This is a genomic window from Acinetobacter sp. A1 (assembly GCF_012371315.1).
Taxonomy (GTDB): domain Bacteria; phylum Pseudomonadota; class Gammaproteobacteria; order Pseudomonadales; family Moraxellaceae; genus Acinetobacter.
Genome location: NZ_JAAZQY010000059.1, coordinates 1 through 5,029 on the forward strand (window position 1 = coordinate 1; position 5,029 = coordinate 5,029).

A 5,029-nucleotide genomic window follows, 5' to 3' on the forward strand; every position below is an offset into this window, starting at 1 on the left:
CATAAAATACTCCATATATTGATGTTTATAACATCATTTGAGGAGCAGAATATCACTTATAGGAGTTGTTCAAATTTTCGAATCCATCTCTAAATTGACCCCTTTTACCTTACAAATGGCAAAGTAAAATTGACCCCTTTGATCTCGTATTAAGTTTCAACCTGGGGCTGAATCCCAATTCTTTTTTTATCCTTCAAACGATAACTCTCACCCGATATTTGTACCATATGACAGTGATGTAATAGCCGATCTAACATCGCAGCGGTCAACGTAACATCATCCGCAAATGACTTAGACCATTGGCTAAAGGGTAAGTTACTCGTCAATATCGTACTGCCTTTTTCATAACGCTTGGCAATCACGTTAAAGAACAGATTCGCCTCTTCACGTCCAAACGGTAAATAACCAATTTCATCGATAATCAGTAACTTTGGTCCCAGTACCGCACGTTGCATATAGGTTTTCAGTTTACCTTGCTGATAGGCTGTACTCAGTTGCAGCATTAAATCCGCTGCGGTAATGAACTTGATCTTAATGTTGTTCATGATGGCCTTATAGCCTAATGCCATAGATAAGTGCGTTTTTCCTACTCCGCTAGCCCCGAGAAACACCACATTTTCTGCTCTAGCAATAAAGCTCAGATTGAACAGTTCAATCACCTGTGATTTAGGGGCACCTAGGGCATAATTAAAATCATAGTCTTCCAGGGTTTTGACTTGAGGCAGGCCTGAGAGTTTCATCAGTACCTGCTGGCTGCGCTGTTGCCTGGCAGCATATTCATGCGTCAAGATCGCTTCAACAAAGTCGGCATAACTTCCATCCTGACCTAATGTTTGTTGTGCATGATGTGACCATTGTGATGCGATGGCAGGCAGATTGAGTTTTTGGCAAAGCTGCTCTATACGGTCGTATTGCAGATTCATCAGGAAACTCCCAGCAACTGGTCATATACCGATAAGGGATGCTGCAAACTCTCGTAGGGCATGACATGCTGTGCTGCTGCAACAGGTACAGTGCCAGAACCCGTATCTGATTGTGGTAATGGCGTAAATTTTTGCTGCTCTTGTTGCAGTCGAACAGCCGGTTTTTCTTGCGTGGTGGCATGAATTCGCTGATTGGCGGTTTCATGCAGCCACCGGCCAATGTGGGCATTGGCGACATCAACATCTAACAGTAAACCCGAAGTCTTCAGGCTTGCTTTCAATGGCACAATAAAGCTTGATTTGAGGTATCCATTAAAGCGTTCAACTTTGCCTTTGGTCTGTGCACGGTAGGGCTTACATACGCGAGGACGAAAGCTGTATTTCTTGGCGCAGTCGAGCAGTTTGGGATTCCATTTATGCTGCCCCTCCTGATAGGCATCCCGTTCAATCATGATCGTTTTAGCGTTATCAAACAGGATTTCTTGAGGTACTCCTGCAAAGAACTGAAATGCATTTTCTAGACCATCGATCCATGCATCCGTACGTTCATGATCATAAAATTTCACGAAAGTCGCTCTGGAATACCCTAATGTTGCGACAAAGGCTTTCAAAGTCGTGTTGTTGCGTCGAATTGTGGTGAAATCCACCTGCATTTGTTGGCCAGGTTGGGTTTCAAAACGAATGATCGGTTCCGGTTTAGCAACTGGTTTTAATGTTGCAAGATATTCCCTCAAGATCCTGATCTTTCCTGGATATCCCAACCTTAAAATTTCCTGGTAGAGCACAACAGCAGGAATCCATTCAGGATGAGCTGCGTTTACACGTTGGAGTAAATAGGGTTTATATGGGTCAAGGATACTTATTCTAGGCTGTATACGCTGATACTGAGGTGTGGTGTTTTGCCGTAAATATTTACGTACGGTATTTCTGGACACCCCCAGTTCACGAGTAATGGCTTTAATAGATTTACCTTGCTGATGAAGTATTTGGATTGTCACTGCTTGCTCCAAAGTTAACATGTTGAGCAGTCCAAAATGACCGCTATATTAACCAAGGGGGTCAGTTTTTAAATGCCATTAGGGGGTCATTTTTACACTGCCGCTAACATTATTATTGATGTGTTCTCACGAGCAATTGTTGGATGGAAAGTATCAACACGTATGAATACAGACATGGTGCTCGATGCACTTGAGCAAGCATTGTATGATCGAGGCTTGCCAAAGAACGTGATTCATCATTCCGACAGAGGTGTGCAATATCTTTCCATTCGTTATACCAATCGTTTAGAAGCAGCAAATTTACGAGCATCAGTCGGTACAACTGGTGATTCATATGATAATGCTCTGGCTGAAACGGTGAATGGCTTATACAAAACAGAGGTGATTGAATATTTAAAAGCAGATTGGCAAGGTTTAACGGATGTACAACTTGCGTCATTAAACTGGGTAGATTGGTTCAATAAAAAGCGTGTACACAGTGCACTGGGTTATGTATCGCCTTTTGAGTTTGAAGCAATGTACTATGATAAGATTAACCCGTTAGGTCAGGCGGCCTAACTTAAATAAAAAAGTCTCCGACAAACCCGGTACGGTTCAGTGAAAACTGTTTAAATACCAATGATCGGGATTTAAATAGTTCTAAGAACATACTTGCGCTTGGGCTTAAGCGTCTAGCAGTAGGAATCACCTCCGTTTAGGGAGGTGAGGAAGTCAAGGTCTACCAGTCATTCTCATTCCAAGTAGACCATCAAGATATAAAACTACATAGCCAATTTTGCCGATACCAAACGATTCATACTCACACCACGCTCCGCAGCTTCAAGTGCTAGTTTTTGATGAACCATTGATGGAACACGAACAGCAAACCGTCCGCTATACTTTTTTTCTGAAAGCGGTACAGGTAATTTCTCATTATTGCTGATCATATCTGCTACAACTTCAGCAACAAGATCAACAATCCCTGAAAATGCTTTAGATTGTTCTGCATCGAGCCAAGACAGTGACGGAAATTCGGCACATAGACCAACATACTCATTATCTTCTGCTGACCATGTAACACGATAAGTAAATTGTTTGCTATCCATTTGACACCTCACAATGTTTTAAGTTTATCAAGTGCAGCTAATACTTGCCTAACCTGATAAGGTTTAGCCTTTCCGCTATCATCTTGAAGATTAATACGAGGATCGCCTTGCCACGGTGTTTTAAATACCGTGTGACTACCACTTGTTTGTCTTGGTTCACCAAAATATTGCTTACAAACCTTGAGTAAATCGACATAGCGGATATTTTTTGGATTATTCCGCATTTGTTCTATAAGTTGATCAAGATTTGCCATTTAAATGCTCAATAGTGCCAATGATTAATAGTATCAATATTGATACCATTAATCAAGAGTTTGGCATGCCTAGTGGCTTATACGAACAGAAATGAATGGTAGGGTGCAAATAGGAATAGGGGGTAGATTTACATAGGAATATGCAATTTACTATTCACTCAATTTGTATAGCAGATAAGTCGTAGCAGCAATGACATAACATGACATAGAAAATAATCAAAAATACAGAATTCGGATTTATGTCGTCGATAAAAAAACCTACCAAATTTCGTCTAAAGAGTAGATCTGGTATCTTGGAGCTTGCCGTGATTAGCGTCTCTAAACTGCTATAAAAGCAGTTTAGAATTTTAAATAGCTCACATGAACTAGAAACTTTCTTTGTAATTAAATATGTTTTCACTTGGTATCTAAACTTTGATAGAATCAATTAAAACTTTAGAGTTTAAGTGTAAACAATGAGAAAAACTAATATTCGACGTGATAGCTACTTAAAATTTCTGAATACATGGCAAAACCGTGATGTTATTAAAGTGCTTTCAGGTGTACGTCGCTCTGGAAAATCCACCTTGTTGGCGATGTTTCAACAAGACTTAAAAGCACAGGGTGTACAAGCCGAAAACATCATTGCCATCAACTTTGAATTTATGGAATTTGAAGAACTTACCGATTACCGCAAACTACATGATTATGTACTGTCAAAAGTTGATGAAAGCAAGAAAAACTATGTTTTTTTAGATGAAATACAACATGTTACCAATTTTGAAAAAGTAGTCGACTCTTTATATGTTCGGGATTATATCGATTTATATATTACAGGTTCAAATGCATTCTTTCTGAGTGGAGAACTTGCGACGTTACTCACAGGACGCTATATCGAGCAACATGTTTTACCCTTGTCATTCCAAGAGTTTAAACAGTGGCATATTGAAAATAATCCGATCATCCAACAATTATCCAATCGTGATTTGTATGCCATGTACACGCGCAGTAGTTTCCCCTATACGCTTGCCATGACCAGCCAGCAGGAAACCTATGATTACTTGCAAGCGGTCTATGCCAGTGTAATGTTTAAAGATGTTATTCCCCGTTTGAATACGGCCGATATTAACTCTCTCGAGCGTGTCGCAAGATATTTGGCAAGCGTGACAGGCTCACCCATTTCCATCAATAAAATTAAAAATACCTTTGTTTCAAGTGGGGTTAAAATCTCATTTGAAACAGTAAAACGCTATATTCAGGGCTTACAGGACAGTTTGCTATTTTATAGCGCCGCACAATTTAAAGTACGTGGGCGTGAGTTATTACAATCCTCTGAAAAATACTATTTAGTTGATGTCGGATTGCGCCGCATTATGTTGCCTGATGCTAATGCTGATCAAGGTCATATTTTAGAAAATGTGATTTATCTTGAGCTTGTCAGACGAGGCTATACGGTCTATGTAGGGCGGGTTGATGAATATGAAATTGATTTTGTTGCTGTCGATACTTTACAGAATTTAACTTATTATCAGGTGGCATTAGAAACTCTCAATGAGGAGACACTAAGCCGAGAGTTACGTCCATTACAGAAAATTTCTGATTCATATCCCAAGTATTTACTTACCTTAGACACCATAGGGACTGAAGCCAATTATAATGGTATTGTAAAAATGAACGCTCTTGATTGGTTGCTGTCTGAAAATAAATAAAGTGGAGTAATTAACTATAACTAAAAATATAGACAAATATTTGCATAAGTGCTCATTTTGTCTATGTCGATTCAGTAGTGG

Annotated in this window: 5 protein-coding genes and 1 pseudogene; 2 read left to right on the plus strand and 4 right to left on the minus strand. The window is 39.7% G+C overall.

Annotated features, from left to right (window positions below):
* Positions 1-149: 149 nt before the first annotated feature.
* Positions 150-923 (minus strand): IS21-like element ISAba8 family helper ATPase IstB, encoded by a 774-nt coding sequence (istB, locus tag HHA41_RS12695; RefSeq protein WP_168461929.1) that lies wholly within the window; start codon positions 921-923, stop codon positions 150-152.
* The gene (istA, locus tag HHA41_RS12700) at positions 923-1,942 is read right to left on the minus strand and encodes an IS21-like element ISAba8 family transposase (RefSeq protein WP_168461930.1); all 1,020 of its coding nucleotides are present in this window, start codon (positions 1,940-1,942) and stop codon (positions 923-925) included. The genes istB and istA overlap by 1 nt, the downstream gene beginning before the upstream one ends.
* A 90-nt stretch (positions 1,943-2,032) precedes the next feature.
* Between istA and HHA41_RS12705 the strand changes: the two are divergent.
* Positions 2,033-2,479, plus strand: a pseudogene (locus HHA41_RS12705) (DDE-type integrase/transposase/recombinase); the annotation flags it as partial.
* Between the two features lie 203 nt (positions 2,480-2,682).
* Here HHA41_RS12705 and HHA41_RS12710 read toward each other — a convergent pair.
* Both HHA41_RS12710 and HHA41_RS12715 read right to left on the minus strand, forming a co-directional pair.
* On the minus strand, positions 2,683-3,006 hold the full coding sequence (locus tag HHA41_RS12710; RefSeq protein ID WP_063454488.1) for a toxin-antitoxin system HicB family antitoxin: 324 nt from the start codon (positions 3,004-3,006) through the stop codon (positions 2,683-2,685).
* An 8-nt stretch (positions 3,007-3,014) separates the two neighbouring features.
* Entirely contained in the window at positions 3,015-3,260 is a 246-nt protein-coding gene (locus HHA41_RS12715) for a hypothetical protein (protein ID WP_063454489.1), read from the minus strand.
* A gap of 455 nt (positions 3,261-3,715) precedes the next feature.
* Here HHA41_RS12715 and HHA41_RS12720 point away from each other — a divergent pair, with 455 nt between their 5' ends.
* Positions 3,716-4,948 (plus strand): ATP-binding protein, encoded by a 1,233-nt coding sequence (locus HHA41_RS12720; protein WP_168418310.1) that lies wholly within the window; start codon positions 3,716-3,718, stop codon positions 4,946-4,948.
* Positions 4,949-5,029 lie beyond the last annotated feature (81 nt).